Source organism: Enterococcus lemanii, from assembly GCF_016909125.1.
In the GTDB taxonomy this organism is placed as follows: domain Bacteria; phylum Bacillota; class Bacilli; order Lactobacillales; family Enterococcaceae; genus Enterococcus_I; species Enterococcus_I lemanii.
In genome coordinates this window covers 13,017-29,607 of record NZ_JAFBFD010000027.1, presented here as the reverse complement: position 1 = coordinate 29,607, position 16,591 = coordinate 13,017, and the positions used below count along the sequence as shown (strand labels likewise).

The following is a 16,591-nucleotide window of genomic DNA, read 5'->3' as shown; positions in this document are numbered from 1 at the left end:
ACTTTTCTCAGGTCCTTTCCTCTCCCCTTAAAAAAAACATCCATGGAGACTTCTCTTCATGGATATTTTTATAAATAATGAGGTATAACCGTTTCCTTCGCCACTAACAAACCCACGTGTAATAAGGTTTGTTAGTGGTTATCTGAGAAGATGATTATCTGTTTTATCTTTATTTTATTCTCTTTTTTGTTCTTCAGATTGTTGTTTGCGATACTCACCTGGCGTGATGCCTTCTTTCTTTTTAAAGAAGCGAATAAAGTTTTGTGGGTTATTGTATTGTAGACGTTCTGAGATTACTTTGACGGTCATATCTGTTTCAAGTAACCATTTTTTTGCAATTGTTAAACGGTAATTTTGTAAATAATCGGTGAAATTCCAGCCCATCTCTTTTTTAAAGACGTTACTTAAATAGTTAGAATTGTAATGCAGTTGATCCGCGATACTTTCTAGTGAAATATCTTGGTCGTATTGTTGATGCAATAAAGCAAGCATACGATCGGATAAGTTGCGCATTTGACGATCCGTTGTTTTTTGGATCGTTTCAACAATTGGCTCAATTAAATTTTGATAAATAATTTGTTGGATTTCACTTGGATTGTCTTTACTTAAGACATCCAGATAAACTTTGCGGTTGTTTAGCAACATTTCATGGTCGGCACCTAACAGTTGCCCGAGTTGCATAATGCTATTAATTAATTGAAACAAGGCATTTTCAATGGTGATTGGATTTTTATTTTCTTGCCAAATGAGTCGCATCACTTGTTCATAAGTTTTTTTCGTTTCGGCTTGATCCGCACTCCGCATCGCATCTAAAAAGATTTGCTCGGCTTCTTTCGGGTATTTGATAACTGATTTTTCATCAAGTTGGGCCGCGATTTCATTGTAAAAAATCATCGCTTCTTGCCCTAAATGAATCCGGAAATGTAAGGCTTCTTTGGCGGTATCGACGGCTTGTTTACTATTGGTTAAATCCGTATAGTCCATTGAAATTCCAAAACTAATTTTTATTTTCAAATAATCCGATGCCGCTTGACGAATCGCCTGACAATATTCGATTACTTGGGGCTTGTCGATGGTTGGTGGCAAGCATAAAATCGTTGCTTGGGTATCTTGATTTAAAATCACTGGTTGAAAACGTTGCTCTTTTGGAATGATTTCAGAAACGATATTTTCTAATGAAACTAAAAATAAATCTTCCGCCGTTGAATCACGCCCACCTAAATCATCAATTTGAATGAGGAGAACTAAAAAATGTTCCGCACCTGTAAAGTGATAATTTAACTGTTGCAGTTTTTCCTTTAAATCACTGGACGAAACTCGACCACGAAAAAGATTCAATAAAAAAAGGCTTTCAAGTTCCGGTATTTGATGCTTAATTTTAGCTGAAAGATTTAAATTTGATTCAACAATAGAATCAATCCCAACTAAAATTTGATTAATTTCCGCTTTTCGACCTTTCGATGGCGTGTCTACGGCTAATAGCGCACGAATTTTACGCATCGGTTGGGCAGCGGCATTGGCAACAAAGTAAGTAACAATCACAAAAAGAAGCCACAACGCTAGCGTAATCAAAGCCAAGCCAGAACCTAAACCAAGAATGGTTTGACGAACACTCGCTTGTGAAAGTGACGTCACATAAACCCATTGATTGTAATCTGATTGAGAGTAAATGTAGGTATTTTGATTGCCTTGTTTAAAACTACCCACTTTTTGATCCACTGTTTCGATTTTTGGTGTAATCGCTTGTGCTTTTTCTGCTTGATTCGAAAATAAAAGTGCACCTTTTTGATCATAGATTGCTAAGAACTCTTTCTTGCTCTCATCAAATAGGCTCGTAAAGGCTTGCTGACTAATACTAGCAATCCCAACTGCGGAACGTTCCGTACTAAAAGTTGGCAATAAAACATACATCTTAATGCTTTTTTTATCTGGCTTCCAAAGAATGTATTGGTCCGACGCACGCATGAAATCACTAATTTGCGTCACTTCTTCTTCGGGGAGTTGCTTTAAAGAACCATTGCTAATCTCCCAACCATGTGACAAACTAACTAGGCGGTAAGAAGCATTACCGATGCCGATTGCCCCTATGTAAGCCAGTTCGGAACTAATCTCACGGACGGCAATATAATCTTGATAGGTCAGTGGCCGACGAATCAAATTTTTAAATGAGGTTGTATTGCTATAAGTCGTAAATGAATATTCAATCGTTTGAATTTTTTGTTCAATATTGCCTTTGACTTGATTGATTGAACTCTTTCGATCAGCAATCAGATTTTCTCGTAAATTATTATATGTTTTTTGATACGTATATAAACTAAAACCAACAATTAAAACGGTCCCAACTAAAATCATGGGGAAAAAAATGCTATAAAAAAAGTTCGAACGATTAAATAAACGTTCTTTAAAAAATAACCGTAACCTTTTTATTTTGGACATGTTTTACCACACCTTTCACATGTAAATATTTTAGCATAAAAAAACAAGAATGTTACTTATTTTCACGTGTGCATTGATTAAGGGCCCTTCGCTACTCTTATTTTTTTATTTTATACGATGTTACATCTTGAATTAGGCTTTTACGTTTCACGTGTGCATCGTTGATTTAACAATATTCTTGTTGACAGTTAGATTCTTCTATTATACAATGTAACCGTAAACAATCAAATGTTTATTTTACAACAACGAAGGGAGCCCTCTATGGTTACCATTAAAGACATTGCAAAACAATTGGGGATTTCCCACACGACCGTTTCAAGAGCGCTAAATAACAGCCCCCTTGTGAAACCTGAAACACGAGCACATATTCAAAGTGTGGCCAAAGAATTAAACTACGTGCCGAATTTCAATGCGAAAAGCCTCGTTAATCAAAAAAATTATATGATTGGCTTATTCTTTTCCAGTATTAGTCAAGGAACGAGCTCTAGTTTTCTCGTTGATACGATTACCGGTATCCGCTCTGTTTTAGATGCGACTTATTCTTTATCTGTTGAAGGAATTGATGAAATTAAACAACTAGCTGAGATTAATTTCCAACGCTACGATGGGATTTTAGTAATGAGCCAAAGTGAAACAGACCAAGCATTCATTGAACATTTAAAACAACAAAATTTACCCTTTGTCGTAGTGAATCGTTTAGTCGATGATCCTGAAATTATCAATGTTGTCGCTGATGACGCGCAAGGAGTTACCACGGGTATTGAATACGCAATTACACTTGGGCATCAAAAAATTGGTTATATCGGCGGTTTTGAATCTTTCCATTCTTCAAATGAACGGCGCAAGGCTCTTGTCGCTAGCTTAGAAAAACACGAGTTGCCCATTATTCCTGAATTTTTCCGTTCGGGAAATTACAGTTTGGAAAGTGGTTTTCAACAAATGATTCAATTATTAAAAAATCCCGAGTTTCCAACGCTCATTTTTTGTGCAAATGATGACATGGCGATTGGTGCGATGCGCGCCATTGATGCCGCTGGTTTAAAGGTCCCTGCTGATATCTCTATTATCGGCTTTGATGACACACCGATTACGTCATACTTGAATCCACCATTAACAACGATTCATAAACCACTAAAGAAAATTAGTCGTCTAGGAACGAAATTGCTCTTAGAACAAATCGAGCACAAAGAAGTTACACCTAGACGCTACGAAATTCCAACCACTTTGGTCGTCCGACAATCGGTTGAAAACTTACAAAAGATTACTTAAACAAAGAGCTTTTCTTTGTTTTAAAATAAAATGTTCACGTGTGCAAACACAGGAAAGGAAAAAATATTATGACAAAAAAACTCTCGCTTCAACATTTCCCTGAAACAAAAAACGACTTACCCGTTAAAGTTCTCCAGTTTGGAGAGGGCAACTTCATGCGTGCCTTTGTTGACTGGCAGATCCAACAAATGAATACACAAGGACTTTTTAATGGAAAAGTCGCCGTTGTCCAACCAATTAATCAAGGTTTAGGTGACATGCTCCAAGCACAAGACAATTTATATACGGTTATTTTAGAAGGCTTATTGGACGGGCAACTCGTTGAAACAAGCGAAATCATTCACGTCTTAGATAGCGTGACGAATCCTTATCAATCTCATGAAGCTTACCTCGCTTTAGCAGAAAATAAAGACTTAGAATTTGTCGTTTCAAATACAACCGAAGCTGGGATTCAGTTTAACCCAAATGATTGCTTAGAAGATACGCCTCAACAAAGCTTTCCTGGAAAATTGACGGCTTTCTTATATAAGCGCTACCAAGCAAAATTAGCTGGTTTAACCATTATTCCCTGTGAATTAATTGATCGTAATGGCGATAAACTCAAAGAAATTGTTTTACAGTATGCCGATCTTTGGGCATTACCAAGTGAATTTAAAGCTTGGTTAGAAAATGAGAATACTTTTTGTTGTAGTTTAGTTGACCGAATTGTACCTGGCTATCCACGCGATACCGCAAAAGAATGGGCTGAAAAACTTGGTTACGAAGATCAATTAATGGTCAAAGCCGAACCGTTTATGCTTTGGGTTATTGAAGGACCTCAAAGTTTAACCCAGACTTTGCCTTTAGCTGAAGCTGGTCTCAACGTAATTGTTACAAGCGATATGACGCCTTACCGAGAGCGCAAAGTCCATTTATTAAATGGTCCACACACTGCAATGGTGCCGTTAGCTTTATTGGCTGGTTTAAATACGGTTGACGAAGTGATGAATGACGTTGATTTCCGCCCGTTCGTTGACGACCTGTTTGCCAAAGAACTTATCCCAATGTTGAACTTACCAAAAGCTGAATTAGATGAATACGCGGAACAAATTAAAGAGCGCTTCTTAAACCCTTTTGCGCACCACCAATTAAGTGCCATTTCGTTAAATAGCGTCTCAAAATTTACTGCACGTTTATTACCAATTCTTACGCGTTACATTGAAACAGAAAATGACGTCCCTGTGCATCTTGCCGCTTCTTTGGCCGCTTTAATTTTATCTTATCGCGGTGATCAAGTAACTCCGGCTGATGATGAGGCCATTGTTACCTTCTTCCAAAAAGCATGGCAAACCCCGGCAAGTGTTGTCGCAACAGCACTCGCAAATACAGACCTTTGGGGTCAAGATTTAACCACGTTACCCGATTTACAAGCCGTTGTACAAACCCAATTAGAAGCCATTGAAAACCGTGGCGCACGCGCAGTTGTTCAAAGTTTGAAAGGAGAAAAATAAATGACTACTACAGTTCAAGCACCTGATTTATTAAAATTAAATGTTCGCGATAATGTCGCGGTTGCTCTACGCCCAATCTTAGCAGGTGAAGAAATTTCCGTTGATGACCATACCGTCACTGCTTTAAAAGATATTCCTCAAGGACACAAAGTTGCTTTAGCACCGATTAAAGAAAAAGAACATATCATCAAATACGGTTCTCCGATTGGACACGCGTTGGAAGACGTTGCCCCTGGTGAGTGGTTACATACACACAATGTCAAAACCAATTTAGCGGGTGAACTCGAGTATCGTTATGAACCTGAGTTACACCAAAGAACGTATCCTAAAAAAGATTTAACATTTAAAGGTTACCGTCGGGCCAATGGGAAAGTTGGAATCCGTAACGATTTATTTATTGTCCCAACAGTTGGCTGTGTCAATGGTGTCGCTGAACTAATCATTAAAGAATTTAAGGCCAACCACCCTGACTTAGGACCTTTTGATAATATTACCATTTTAAAACATCCGTATGGTTGTTCTCAATTAGGAACAGACCACTCAAATACACGTGAAATCTTAATCGATGCGGTTAAACATCCAAACGCTGGTGGTGTGCTTGTTTTTGGCTTAGGTTGTGAAAACAACACGGTGCCGGAATTTATCGAAAAATTAGGCGAATACGATGAAAGTCGTGTGAAATTCTTAGTTGCACAAGAAGTCTTCAATGAGATTCAACAAGGGGTTGATTTACTTGAAGAACTCTATCTTGCAGCCAAAGATGATCGTCGTGAAGATGTCCCAATTAGTGAACTAAACGTGGGCTTGAAATGTGGTGGTTCAGATGGCTTCTCAGGGATCACAGCGAATCCTTTACTTGGTGCTTTTTCAGATTTCTTAATTTCACAAGGTGGTAGTACGATCTTAACCGAAGTGCCAGAAATGTTTGGCGCGGAAGAAGTCCTAATGGCCCGGGCAGAAAATGAAGAAGTCTTTGAGCAAATTGTGCATTTAATCAATGACTTCAAACAATATTTCTTATCTTTTGGCGAACCTGTTTATGAAAATCCTTCTCCAGGAAACAAAGCCGGTGGAATCACAACTTTAGAAGATAAATCACTTGGTTGTACGCAAAAAGCCGGAACAGCTCCCGTTGTCGATGTTTTACAATATGGCGAAAAATTACGCAAAAAAGGCTTAAGTCTCCTGCAAGCACCAGGAAATGACCTTGTTGCTTCTTCAGCTTTAGCTTCTTCTGATTGTCAGCTTGTTTTATTTACAACCGGACGCGGAACGCCATTTGGTGCTTATGTGCCAACAATCAAAGTCGCAACAAACTCTGATATCTTCGAACGCAAAGGGCACTGGATGGACTTCAACGCAGGCACTTTATTAAAACGACCAATGGAAGAAGTATTAGAAGAATTCATTGATAAAATTATCGCGGTTGCCAGTGGCGAAGAAACACGTAACGAACAAAATGACGTCCGTGAAATTGCTATCTTTAAAACCGGCGTTACTTTATAAAAGACCCACTTCCCCTGACTTTTTCGCTTCATATTTTCATGTTTACGAAGCGAAAAAGTCTTTAATAAAAAACACAACTTGTTAGGAGACGAATACGAATGTTTTTAAATGATGATTTTTTACTAACCAACGACTGGGCTAAAACATTGTTTCATGATCATGCCGCTAAAATGCCGATTATCGACTACCATTGCCACTTAGACCCAAAAGAAATCTATGAAAACAAACCTTTTAAAAATATAACTGAAGCTTGGCTAGGAGGCGATCATTACAAATGGCGCTTGATGCGTGCTTGTGGTGTACCTGAATCCCATATTACCGGAGACGCTTCTGATTACGATAAGTTTCTCGTTTGGTGTCAAACGATGCCAAAAACAATTGGCAACCCTCTGTATACTTGGACCCACCTTGAATTGAAACGCTTTTTTGGGGTTGATCTAATCATTAACGAAGAAAATGCGCCCCAAATTTGGGAAGCTGCGAATAAAAAATTAGCAACCGACGCTTTTCATCGCCGTGAGATTATTAAAAATTCAAACGTCAAAGTTGTTTGTACGACCGATGATCCCGTTGATGATTTAGCCTACCATGAACTTTTAGCCAAAGAAGAAACAGCTTTTAAAGTATTACCGACTTTCCGACCAGACAAAGCATTAAACTTAGAAAAAACTGATTTTCCCGCTTGGATTACTCAACTAAGCCACGTTCACGGTGCAACCATTGATTCTTATCAAGCGCTAATTCAAGCTTTAGAAGCCCGCGTGCAGTACTTCCACGACAAGGGTGGCCGGTTATCTGACCATGCCTTAGACGTTTTACAATATGAAGAAGCTAGCCCTGAAGCACTAGAACAGATTTTTGCGAAAGCTTTAAAACAAGAAGCGCTAACCGCAAATGAAATCGCCGCTTATAAAACAGAAACGTTAACACACTTATTCCATTTCTATCACGCCCGCAATTGGACGATGCAATTACATATCCACGCTTATCGTAATTGCAATGACCGCATGTTTAAACAATTAGGTCCAGATACTGGCTATGATGGCATCAATGATTTATCGCTAACGATTCCATTGCAACAATTATTAAATCGGGCCGATACAACCGATCAATTGCCAAAAACGATTCTTTATTCATTAAATCCAAACGATTATCCTGTCATTGTTGCTTTAATGAGTTGTTTCCAAAAAGATACTCCTGGAAAATTACAACTAGGCTCCGGCTGGTGGTACAACGATACTTTAGCCGGCATGCGCCAACAATTAACCATGTTTGCAGATGGAAGCCCGCTTGCAAACTTTGTCGGTATGTTAACCGATTCTCGTAGCTTCTTATCTTATACACGCCACGAATATTTCCGTCGAGTTTTATGTGGGTTTATTAGTGAGATTGTTGAACGAGGCGAAGCACCGGCTGATGAAGCTTACTTAGGGAAAATTGTTGAAGACATTAGCTACAATAACGCCGCTCATTACTTCAACTTTTAAAATGTTTGTAAAGGATGAATTTTTGTGAAAATTAAAACAACCTTTGATTCCTTGCTCGAAAAACCAAAAAAAACGACATACCGCCTGCAATTAATCGATGAAGCGGTCCGTCCACTAATCCTTATTTGTCCTGGTGGTGGCTATACACATTTGGCTTATGAAAAAGAAGGCTTGGCAATCCAAGCTTGGTTGCAACAAAAAGGCTACCATACTGGCATTTTAGCTTACCAAGTTCAAAATATTCAACCAACAACTTTTTTAAATGACCTAAAAAACGTGATGATGGCGTTGCGACAACAACCACAAATTAGCCAAATTTTTGTCCTTGGCTTTTCGGCTGGTGCACACGTCGCCGGACTCTTTGGGACGAAATTAGACCACCAACCTGACGGACTCTTACTCGCTTATCCAGTTGTAAGCTTTGTAGAACCTTTTAGTCATCAAGGAAGTTGGCAAAACTTTTTAGGCGAAGACGCTCATTTTGCAGATCGTACAAACTATTCTTTGGAACGAAATATTACGAAAACAACCCCACCTTGTTTTATTTGGCATACCATTGCCGATCAAGCAGTGCCGGTTGAAAATAGTCTTTGTCTAGTGCAAGCATTAAAAGCGCAGCAAGTCCCCGTCGAATGCCACCTATTTCCTGAAGGTCGCCACGGTTTAGGTATTTTACCAGAAGAACCTCACGTCTTACAGTGGCAAGGGCTTGCTGAGAATTGGTTGAAAAAACAGCGAAAATAAATGACGCTACTTCGCTTCATACAAGTTGACGCCAAAAAGGAGAAAATTATGCCAACAATTTTTATCGCCGGTGATTCAACGGCAGCTAAAAAAGCTGACGATTGCCGACCAGAAACCGGTTGGGGCGAAAAAATAGCCCCTTTCTTTCAGCAAAGGATTCAGATTGAAAACCATGCTGTGAATGGACGTAGCACAAAATCATTCATTGAGGAAAAGCGATTAGAGACGATTAAAAACCGCCTCGCCCCAGGTGATTACCTTTTCATTCAATTCGGTCACAACGATCAAAAAATCGAAGACGAAACACGTGGGACGCTCCCTTATGGTAGTTATTTAAATTACTTAACCCAATACATTGAGGCCGCCAAAGAGAAAAACGCCTGTCCTGTACTCCTCACTTCAATTAGTCGACGAGATTATTTATCGGATGGTACGTTAAACCCGGACACGCTTGGCGAATACCCACAAGCGATGAAACAGCTCGCGCAAAGACAAGATGTCGTTTTATTAGACCTTTTTGAGAAGACACAGAATTGGTTAAAAACATTCCCCCCCGCTGACACTGTCAAATTTTTCTTACATGGACAACCAAACGAACTGCCTTTTTACCCAGCAGGCGTTACCGACAATACTCATTTAAATGAAAACGGTGCGACAGAAATTGCCAAATTGATTGCACAAGCGATTCGTGAAAGCTCGTTGCCATTAAAACATTATTTACAAGATATTTAATTAACCCAAATTTTAAGGAGGATTTCTATGTCTAAAATTGTTGAAGTTGTTACCGAGTATTATCGTATTCCTTTACCTGAAATTATGGAAGATGCCAAACACGGACTACATACTCATTTTGAAGTACCGATTGTTAAAATCACAACAGAAGATGGGCGAACCGGCGTTGGTTACACTTATACAGGAGGATTTGGCGGAGAATCCATTGCAAAATTAATTGATAAAGAATTAAAAAATATTTTAATGGGCAAAGATGCCGCTTGTATCGAATCTTTATGGGATCAAATGAACTGGGGCATCCACTACGTTGCTCGTGGTGGTCTAGCAAGTTTTGCGATTGCCGCTTGTGATATCGCGCTTTGGGATTTACGAGCGAAAAAAGCCGGTGAACCACTTTATAAACTACTTGGTGGACACAGTAATAAAGTGAAGTGTTACGGTGGGGCAATTGATCTAAACTTCCCATTAGACAAATTGCTTGCAAATAATCAAAAATACTTAGATATGGGCTTAAAAGCCGTTAAAATTAAGCTTGGGCAAAAAACTTTAGCCGAAGATATCGAACGAATTAAGGCTGTTCGCGAATTAATTGGTCCAGATGTCGTCTTTATGGTTGATGCCAATATGAGTTGGTCTGTTGAAAAAGCGATTAAAGCAGCTAAATTAATGGCGCCTTATGATATTTTATTCCTAGAAGAGCCGACTATTCCAGAAGATTATGAAGGCTACGCACGCATTGCAGAAGAAGGCCATATCGCCGTTGCTGGTGGTGAGAATTTACGAACACCCATTGAATTTATGCATATGATTCAATATGGTCACGTTGACTTCCCACAACCAGATGCTTCCAACTGTGGCGGGATTACAGGTTGGCTAAAAGTGGCGGCATTAACACAAGTCCATAATTTATCGATTTCAACGCATGGCATGCAAGAGCTACATGTTAGCTTACTCGCAGCAATGCCAAATGCGGGTTACTTAGAAATGCATAGTTTCCCAATTGATCAATACACGACGCGCCCACTTGTAATTGATCAAGAAGACGGCTTAGCAGTTGCCCCAGAGACACCTGGAACTGGCGTCACTTTTGATTGGGAAAAACTCGCCCCTCACCGCATGCCTTTTTAATCAAATCATTGTTCTTTTCAATTAAAAAAAGTTTGCTTATTCACAAAAAAAAGTATACACAACGAGGCGGTAACATCTGTTTAATAAAAAACGAATGTTACCGCTTTAAATAAATAAAAAATAATATTTGCTCTATTTTAAAAAGAATGCTATTCTAAAACTCAATAGTCGCAATTTTGCGACTATTGCTATATAAAAAGGATGATATTGAGAAAAAGGTATCAATTGGAGGTTAATGTAAATCATGGCTACAACTGCTTACAATCCGTTTGAAAATGCGCAAATCCAATTTGATCAAGTAGCAGACTTACTTGAATTAAATAGCGGTACGCGTGAATTACTACGGCAACCGATGCAAGAAATCCATTTTACGATTCCAGTAAAAATGGATGACGGAACGACACAAGTCTTTAAGGCTTATCGAATTCGACACAACGATGCTAGAGGGCCAGGTAAAGGCGGCATTCGTTTTCACCCGCACGAGACAGCCGATACGGTTCGGGCTCTTTCGATGTGGATGACTTGGAAATGTGCCGTTGTCGATATTCCCCTTGGCGGTGGGAAAGGTGGCGTCGTCTGCGATCCACATCATCTTTCTCTGACTGAACAAGAACGTTTATGTCGTGGTTATATTCGCCAACTCTTTACTCAAGTTGGACCGAATCTAGATGTGCCTGCACCCGATGTGATGACAAACGGTCAACACATGCTTTGGATGCTTGATGAGTATGAAACCATTAACAATGGCCGCTTTCCTAGTATGATTACAGGTAAGCCTGTCGGTATGGGTGGTTCCCTTGGCCGTAAAGAGGCGACTGGCTATGGCGTGGTTTATGTCTTAAAAAATCTATTAAAAGAATTAAATATTCCGACCCAAGAAACAACGGCCAGTATCCAAGGTTTTGGTAATGTGGCAGAGTATGCGGCTCGGATGTATACGGAATTAGGCGGAAAAGTGATTGCTGTTTCTTGTTGGAATCAATCCGATAATCAAGCTTATACCTTTAAAAAACAAGCAGGTTGTGACATTGAGCAACTCGCTCAAATCAAAGATGATTTTGGTGGGATTGATAAAGAAAAAGCGATTGATTTAGGCTATGAAGTTTTACCAGGCGAAGATTGGTTAAAACAAGAAGTCGACATTTTAATTCCAGCAGCATTAGAAAATCAAATTACGCCTGCTGTTTTCCCAAATATTTCTGAAAAAGTGAAAATTATTTGCGAGGCAGCCAATGGACCAACCACCCCAGATTGTGATCCTCTTATTCGTGAACGCGGCATTACCCTCTTACCTGACTTTCTTTGTAATGCAGGTGGGGTTACTTGTAGCTACTTTGAACAAGTACAATGTGGCATGAACTATTTCTGGGAGATTGAAGAGGTCTTTGAAAAGTTAGAAAGTGCCATGACCAAAGCTTTTTATGCGGTCTATGAACTTTCTTTAGAAAAAGATCTATACATGCGTGATGCAGCCTATACGATCGCGATTCAACGAGTGGCTGAAGCCGTTCGCTTACGTGGTTGGGCCTAAATAATACGAAGGAGATGTCAGGCTGACATCTCCTTTCTACTCTATTATCTAAAAAAAGAACACAATTCGAAAATGATGGAGGTTATTTTGATGGATGACAACACCCAGTTATATGAGCGCGCCAAAGAGCTCGAATGTATCTATCAAGTAGAAGAAATATTAAAAAAGACACAACAACCATTTCCTGAGCAAATGAAAGAATTGACCGAGTTAATCCCTCAAGGTTTTATGCTACCTACTGCTTGCCGCATTAAAATTACGATTGGGACAGACGCTTATTTTACAGAAGATTTTGCACGCGCTAAAGTATTGCATCGTTCGCCTCTGATGGCTGGATATGTTTGCGTTGGTGAAATTACGATGGGATATATTCAAGCGCTTTTACCAAACGATTGTGAATTACTTATCAATGAAGTGAAATTACTTGATACGATTGCCAATCGAATTTCAATTTTTGCGCTTGATAAACAGCGAACACTCTTTAGTCAATGGATTCAAGAACAATCGCCTAAATTAGGAGACGTTTCTGATGAACAGCCCGCCCCCATCCCTAAAAATCTCAAATCAAAAAATATTTTGTTTGCTGGAAACGCGGTTACGGCGAATCGCTTAATCGACGGAATTACCCACCTCGTCTATATTAATGAAACGAAAGAATTAGCCCCACTCATTGATGCCGAGTTCTCGGCAATCGAAGAGGTCCTCGAACGCTTAAACGACCTTTTACCGTGGCGACACTTTCTTTTTATCGCGCGCAATACTTGTTTTCAAAAAATTGCCTTACAGGCTAAAAAAGATTCTTCCACGGTTAATTTTTCCAGTGCGGCAGCGCTAATTGAAATGATACCAGAAAGACAAAAAACGACGACAGATTCTTATTTACCGGCTTTTTTTTCACAAAAATTAACAGACAAACAAGTTGCTCGCTTCTCCCTTGATTTAAGCAATCAAGGAAATACCTTTCAAGAAAGTTACTTGCGCCACAGCCAGAACTTACTTTCGACTTTGTTGCCAACATTTGATTGGTTAGCGGATATTATTAAAGTCATTGAAATACCGGCAAATTCTGCTGGAAAAACACTTTCCTTGCATATGAATACCGTGATTGATCAAGCGATTGCTTTTTTTACCGAAGCACCGCCAACGGTAAGCGATTCTTTCTTACCAAACAAAGACCGCCAAAAACAAGACAAAACAAGTCATTGGCAGTGGCGACACTACATGGCCAAGCAAGTCGCAAATGCTTTAGATATGGACGCTTTTTGTGTCAAAGGTCTTTACTTATTTGGCAGTACGAACACCGGAGAAGCTGGTATGGGAAGTGATATTGACTTGTTGATTCATGTAGGAGAGCAGACAGCAACTCAAAAACGTAGTCTGGAAGATTGGCTAGACGGTTGGAGCCAAGCATTGGCCAGCATGAATTATTTACAAACGGGTTATCAATTAGACCGATTGTTAGATATCCATTTGGTAACAGATGAAAATATTCGGCAAGGCGATTCTTTTGCGATTAAAATCCACTCTATCATTGATCCTCCAGAGACGTTACGTTTAGCACAACCACAAAAAATAGGTTAAAAATCCAGGACCACCCTTCGAACTGGCGGTCCTGGATTTATTTATTTTAAAAAGACAGTACGAGTCTTTGTTTTGGTTTATTCTTTTTCAAAAAGTGGTGTTTCAATTGTTTCTACATACTTTGCACTAGCGACTGCTCGGAATAAGCCGACCCCTTCTTTTTCAAACAAGTCTAAATTGGTGAACTGATTCATCACCGCTTCGACTTGTTCGGCACTTAAATTCGTTGCTGCTGTTTTAGGAATTAATTTGTGTTTTTTTCCTTCTTCGTTTAAAAAAGTTAAATGTAATTTTTTCATATTGATTGCCTCCAGCTATTTTTTAGTTTTTATTTACTATACTCAAATTGAACCGTTTCGATGACACTTTCAAAAGTACTGTCCTCTGGATTAAAACTTGCTACGGCTTCTCCTAACGCTAAAATACTTTCTGCCTCCGCGTCAGGTTTCACATTTGCAAAAGTTTGTGTTTGTAATTTTTCTTCTCCATCGACGTTTAATTGCACCGTTAATTTTGTTTGCTTATGTACTTTCATGTTTGTTTCCTCCTCGTGTTGTTTGGTAAGTCGCGCGCCTTACATCTCTATAAACGAGTCGAACAAAAAGAATGTCTCACTTTTTTTGAAAAAATTTTTAATTTTATTTATCTACGTTTTTTTGTGTTATTATGAAAGAATTGTTGTGTCACTTTGTCATAGAAAAGGAGCGATTTTAAGAAATGTTGTTTCATTTAAAAAAAGAAGAATGGCTTGGTAATGAAAGAAGTGATTTATTTGCTGGGCTTGTTTCTTCTGTAGCCATTTTACCTGAAGTCATTGGCTTTGCAATTATTGCAGGGGTAAACCCCATTTCAGCGTTATTTGCTTCCGCACTGTTATTATTAGTTACTACGTTTACCGGTGGACGTCCAGCCATGGTTTCAGCAGCTGCCGGATCGATGGCCTTAGTGATGGCGGCTTTAATTCAATCACATGGCCTAGAATATATGGTAGCGGCAACGATTTTAACTGGAGGGCTCCAGTTATTATTCGGTTATCTTGGTATACACAAATTAATTCGTTATATCCCTCAGACGGTGATGTTTGGTTTTGTAAATGCCCTGGCCATTTTAATTTTTCTAGCCCAAGTACAGCAACTACCTAACCAAACGATTTGGTCTTATCTCATGGTAGTTAGTAGTATTGCATTAATTTATCTAATTCCTAAATTTATTACGGTTGTACCTCCTGCTTTAATTGTTATTTTAATCATGACTCTTCTTTCTTTCTTTTTTAAAGACCACTTACAAACAGTGGGTAATTTAGGCGAGATGCAAACAATCACACCAAAAATGATGTTGCCAAATGTACCTTTTTCTTTTGAGACTTTGCGAATCATTTTTCCAACTGCTTTTGCTTTAACCATCGTTGGTCTCATTGAGTCGCTCCTCACCATCCCAATTGTTGATCGGATGACGAATAGTACAAGTGACAGTCAACGCGAAGTCAAAGCTCAAGGACTCGCCAATCTTGTAACGGGTTTATTTGGTGGCCAAGCCGGTTGTGCAATGATTGGACAAGCAGTCATCAATGTGAAATCTGGCGGACGTAAACGCCTATCCACGCTTGTCTCTGGTCTAACCCTGCTATTGTTTATTTTTGTTTTGAAAGATCTAATGCTCGTCATTCCAACAGCCGCCTTAATTGGTATTATGATGACTGTTGCTGTTGCGACCTTTGAATGGGACAGCTTAAGATTGTTTCGTTCGTTTGAACTGATTGAAAGCACCATTATGCTTTTAACCGTGGCCAGCATTGTTTACACTCGAAACTTAGCCGTCGGTATTTTATTAGGTGTTGCTTTAAGTGGCCTGGCTTATTTCTTTTTCAAAAAAGAACGAAATAAGTAATTCATTCTAAGTTGAAATGCCTCAAAAAAAGCGGTGGACAAATTTTTGTCTACCGCTTTTTTTATTTATCTCTATTTTTAACAGTCTAAAGGTTAGAGCGCTGTCGGATTGACTAAGCGCTTATCAACAATTAAAAAGACATTGGCTAATGAAGCCGTCACAAACATCGCCACAAGCATTTCAACAATCCCATTTGAAGCAATCACACCACCGATTAATAATACGACCGCTTGCAAAGACTCATAACCAAGTTGTTGTCCAAAGATCGTTCCCATTAAACCTAAGACAAAAATGGTATTTGTTAAAGACCCAACTAAACCAGCTAAGCCATAACCAACTGTTCGTTTTAAATTGGTTTTAGGGAAAAAAGCAATGACTAATGCCGGCGTAATCCCAACTAGAATACGAGGTAAAATCGCCACAACCAAAGCCCACAAGCTGCCATGTTCACTCCCTGGTGCGGGAATAAATGGTGAAAAAACAAAACTCGTTGGGGTAATTAAGACCGTTGAACGATAGACACTTAATAAACCAAAAACAAGGCCTAAAAAGGCTCCGCGCTTATAGCCTAAAATGATTGACCCAACAATTACGGGAATATGCATCGTCGTAATGGCAAAAGGGCCAATTTGTAAAAAACCAAGGGGCGTTAAATAAAGCATAAACATAATAGCTAACAATATTGCGGTATAAACAAATTTTTTCGTTTTTAAACTTTCTTGCATTTTTTTCTCCACCTTTTTGGATTCATTTTATGACTGCCTTAGCTTACTCTCTAAAATAGTGTATAATGAAAGACG

14 protein-coding genes are annotated in these 16,591 nt (G+C 39.0%); 10 read left to right on the top strand and 4 right to left on the bottom strand.

The window, feature by feature from the left end; translation table 11 throughout:
* Nucleotides 1-174: 174 nt before the first annotated feature.
* A complete protein-coding gene (locus tag JOD14_RS08700) occupies nucleotides 175-2,436 on the bottom strand; it encodes a helix-turn-helix domain-containing protein (protein ID WP_204654436.1) in 2,262 nt (753 codons plus the stop codon).
* 261 nt (nucleotides 2,437-2,697) lie between these two features.
* On the opposite strand from JOD14_RS08700, the gene JOD14_RS08695 reads away from it, so the two are divergent.
* The 9 genes from JOD14_RS08695 (at nucleotide 2,698) to JOD14_RS08655 (ending at nucleotide 13,904) form a co-directional block, all read left to right on the top strand.
* Entirely contained in the window at nucleotides 2,698-3,705 is a 1,008-nt protein-coding gene (locus JOD14_RS08695; protein ID WP_204654435.1) for a LacI family DNA-binding transcriptional regulator, read from the top strand.
* Between the two features lie 68 nt (nucleotides 3,706-3,773).
* A complete protein-coding gene (locus JOD14_RS08690; protein WP_204654434.1) occupies nucleotides 3,774-5,195 on the top strand; it encodes a tagaturonate reductase in 1,422 nt (473 codons plus the stop codon).
* Complete coding sequence (locus JOD14_RS08685) at nucleotides 5,196-6,701, top strand: UxaA family hydrolase (protein WP_204654433.1); 1,506 nt, start codon at nucleotides 5,196-5,198, stop codon at nucleotides 6,699-6,701.
* 98 nt (nucleotides 6,702-6,799) lie between these two features.
* Entirely contained in the window at nucleotides 6,800-8,188 is a 1,389-nt protein-coding gene (uxaC, locus tag JOD14_RS08680) for a glucuronate isomerase (RefSeq protein ID WP_204654432.1), read from the top strand.
* 24 nt (nucleotides 8,189-8,212) lie between these two features.
* On the top strand, nucleotides 8,213-8,932 hold the full coding sequence (locus tag JOD14_RS13245) for a prolyl oligopeptidase family serine peptidase (RefSeq protein ID WP_204654431.1): 720 nt from the start codon (nucleotides 8,213-8,215) through the stop codon (nucleotides 8,930-8,932).
* 48 nt (nucleotides 8,933-8,980) lie between these two features.
* Nucleotides 8,981-9,664, top strand: coding sequence for a rhamnogalacturonan acetylesterase (locus JOD14_RS08670; protein WP_204654430.1), 684 nt, complete (start codon nucleotides 8,981-8,983; stop codon nucleotides 9,662-9,664).
* 27 nt (nucleotides 9,665-9,691) lie between these two features.
* Nucleotides 9,692-10,792, top strand: a complete 1,101-nt coding sequence (locus JOD14_RS08665) for a mandelate racemase/muconate lactonizing enzyme family protein (protein WP_204654429.1) — start codon at nucleotides 9,692-9,694, stop codon at nucleotides 10,790-10,792.
* Between the two features lie 244 nt (nucleotides 10,793-11,036).
* Entirely contained in the window at nucleotides 11,037-12,323 is a 1,287-nt protein-coding gene (locus tag JOD14_RS08660; RefSeq protein ID WP_204654428.1) for a Glu/Leu/Phe/Val family dehydrogenase, read from the top strand.
* 90 nt (nucleotides 12,324-12,413) lie between these two features.
* Nucleotides 12,414-13,904, top strand: a complete 1,491-nt coding sequence (locus JOD14_RS08655) for a nucleotidyltransferase domain-containing protein (protein ID WP_204654427.1) — start codon at nucleotides 12,414-12,416, stop codon at nucleotides 13,902-13,904.
* Between the two features lie 77 nt (nucleotides 13,905-13,981).
* Here the strand turns inward: JOD14_RS08655 and JOD14_RS08650 are convergent, their stop codons facing one another.
* Nucleotides 13,982-14,203, bottom strand: a complete 222-nt coding sequence (locus JOD14_RS08650; protein ID WP_204654426.1) for a DUF2922 domain-containing protein — start codon at nucleotides 14,201-14,203, stop codon at nucleotides 13,982-13,984.
* 29 nt (nucleotides 14,204-14,232) lie between these two features.
* Nucleotides 14,233-14,439 (bottom strand): DUF1659 domain-containing protein, encoded by a 207-nt coding sequence (locus tag JOD14_RS08645; RefSeq protein ID WP_204654425.1) that lies wholly within the window; start codon nucleotides 14,437-14,439, stop codon nucleotides 14,233-14,235.
* A 182-nt stretch (nucleotides 14,440-14,621) separates the two neighbouring features.
* On the opposite strand from JOD14_RS08645, the gene JOD14_RS08640 reads away from it, so the two are divergent.
* On the top strand, nucleotides 14,622-15,791 hold the full coding sequence (locus JOD14_RS08640; RefSeq protein WP_204654424.1) for a SulP family inorganic anion transporter: 1,170 nt from the start codon (nucleotides 14,622-14,624) through the stop codon (nucleotides 15,789-15,791).
* A gap of 92 nt (nucleotides 15,792-15,883) precedes the next feature.
* On the opposite strand, the gene JOD14_RS08635 is transcribed toward JOD14_RS08640, so the two are convergent.
* Nucleotides 15,884-16,516, bottom strand: coding sequence for an ECF transporter S component (locus tag JOD14_RS08635; protein ID WP_204654423.1), 633 nt, complete (start codon nucleotides 16,514-16,516; stop codon nucleotides 15,884-15,886).
* Between the last annotated feature and the right edge of the window lie 75 nt (nucleotides 16,517-16,591).

Coding starts and splice junctions, on each gene's coding strand:
- JOD14_RS08700 (WP_204654436.1), bottom strand. CDS start 2,436: ATGTCCAAAATAAAAAGGTTACGGTTATTTTTTAAAGAACGTTTATTT.
- JOD14_RS08695 (WP_204654435.1), top strand. CDS start 2,698: ATGGTTACCATTAAAGACATTGCAAAACAATTGGGGATTTCCCACACG.
- JOD14_RS08690 (WP_204654434.1), top strand. CDS start 3,774: ATGACAAAAAAACTCTCGCTTCAACATTTCCCTGAAACAAAAAACGAC.
- JOD14_RS08685 (WP_204654433.1), top strand. CDS start 5,196: ATGACTACTACAGTTCAAGCACCTGATTTATTAAAATTAAATGTTCGC.
- uxaC (WP_204654432.1), top strand. CDS start 6,800: ATGTTTTTAAATGATGATTTTTTACTAACCAACGACTGGGCTAAAACA.
- JOD14_RS08670 (WP_204654430.1), top strand. CDS start 8,981: ATGCCAACAATTTTTATCGCCGGTGATTCAACGGCAGCTAAAAAAGCT.
- JOD14_RS08665 (WP_204654429.1), top strand. CDS start 9,692: ATGTCTAAAATTGTTGAAGTTGTTACCGAGTATTATCGTATTCCTTTA.
- JOD14_RS08660 (WP_204654428.1), top strand. CDS start 11,037: ATGGCTACAACTGCTTACAATCCGTTTGAAAATGCGCAAATCCAATTT.
- JOD14_RS08655 (WP_204654427.1), top strand. CDS start 12,414: ATGGATGACAACACCCAGTTATATGAGCGCGCCAAAGAGCTCGAATGT.
- JOD14_RS08650 (WP_204654426.1), bottom strand. CDS start 14,203: ATGAAAAAATTACATTTAACTTTTTTAAACGAAGAAGGAAAAAAACAC.
- JOD14_RS08645 (WP_204654425.1), bottom strand. CDS start 14,439: ATGAAAGTACATAAGCAAACAAAATTAACGGTGCAATTAAACGTCGAT.
- JOD14_RS08640 (WP_204654424.1), top strand. CDS start 14,622: ATGTTGTTTCATTTAAAAAAAGAAGAATGGCTTGGTAATGAAAGAAGT.
- JOD14_RS08635 (WP_204654423.1), bottom strand. CDS start 16,516: ATGCAAGAAAGTTTAAAAACGAAAAAATTTGTTTATACCGCAATATTG.